1 protein-coding gene is annotated in these 1,227 nt (G+C 69.6%); it reads right to left on the reverse strand.

The window, feature by feature from the left end:
• Positions 1 to 36: 36 nt before the first annotated feature.
• The gene (locus VH569_RS35225) at positions 37 to 1,080 is read right to left on the reverse strand and encodes an ABC transporter substrate-binding protein (protein WP_423321926.1); all 1,044 of its coding nucleotides are present in this window, start codon (positions 1,078 to 1,080) and stop codon (positions 37 to 39) included.
• Positions 1,081 to 1,227: the final 147 nt, after the last annotated feature.

Here is a 1,227-nt window from a genome sequence, read left to right on the forward strand (position 1 = left end):
AAAGCGGTCTGATAAAGGAAAGGGCGGGCGCGGGGGTCAGCCGGCGCGGGCCGATTGCGCTAGCAGGCCCGCGTCGAGGGCGAAGCTGCGGTCGGCATGGGCCGCCGCGGTGAAGGGCTTCTGGATCACGCCGATGCCGGTGTAGAAGTCGGCGGTGGTTTGCAGGTCGGCGATAATGCCGTCGTCCACCGCCACCGGACGGAAACGCTCCAGCTTGAAGGCGGCGACGGCGATTTCCGGCGTCACCTTCACCAGAACGCCCCAGATGCGTGCATACTGCTCGACATTGCCAAGCGCCCAGATGCGGGCAGCGGCGACGCGGGCGACATAGTCCTGCAACAGCGGGCGCTTCTGCGCGATGGCGACGTCGGTGGCGCTGATGAAGGCGTTGTTGTTCAGCAGGCCGCGGCCATCGACCAGGACCCTGCCGGTGCCGGCCACCACCTCCTGCGCGACATAGAGCGTCCAGATCGCCCAGGCGTCTACCGTGCCGCTGGAAAAGGCCGATTTCGCTTCGGTCGGTTGCAGGAAGGCCAGCGTGACGTCGTTCACCGACAGGCCGTTCGCCTTCAGCGCGGCGACCACCAGATAATGGCCGATGGAGCCGCGCACCGCGGTGATCGTCCGCCCCTTCAGGTCGGCCACGGTGCGGATGGGCGAGTCCTTGCGCACCAGCAGGCCGATGCAGCCGGGATCGGAGCGGGCGGCGGAGATGATCCTGGCCGGCAGCCCGTTGGACAGGGCGAAGGCATGGGCGGCATCGCCGGCGAAGCCCGCATCGATGGCGCCGGCGTTCAGCGCCTCCAGCACCGGCGCCGCGGCCGGGAAATCGGCGAATTCCAGCGTGTAGGGGACGTCCTTCAACTGGCCGGAGGCCTCCAGCAGCGAGCGGATGGTGGACCGCTGGTCGCCGACCTTGAGGATGCCGCCAGCGGCACCGGTGGCAGTGGTGGCGGCGAAGGCCGGGCGGGACAGCAGCGGGGCCGCCAGGGCGGGGGCCAGCAGTCCGGCGGCGGCGGCTTTGCCGGCTCCGCTCAGCAGGCGGCGGCGCGACAGGGTGGACGGACGGTGCTCGGTCATCTTTGAATTTCCAGTTCGGGGAAGCGGCGTCAGGACAGGGCCCGGGCGCGGGCGAAAATCTGGTCCATCCGCCAATGTTCGTTGGCATAGCGCGGGTCGCCGGCCCATTCGTCCCAGCCGGAGTCGCGGCGGTAGCTGCCGTGCTGG

The sequence above is a fragment of the Azospirillum sp. 11R-A genome, from assembly GCF_049472615.1.
In the GTDB taxonomy this organism is placed as follows: domain Bacteria; phylum Pseudomonadota; class Alphaproteobacteria; order Azospirillales; family Azospirillaceae; genus Azospirillum; species Azospirillum palustre.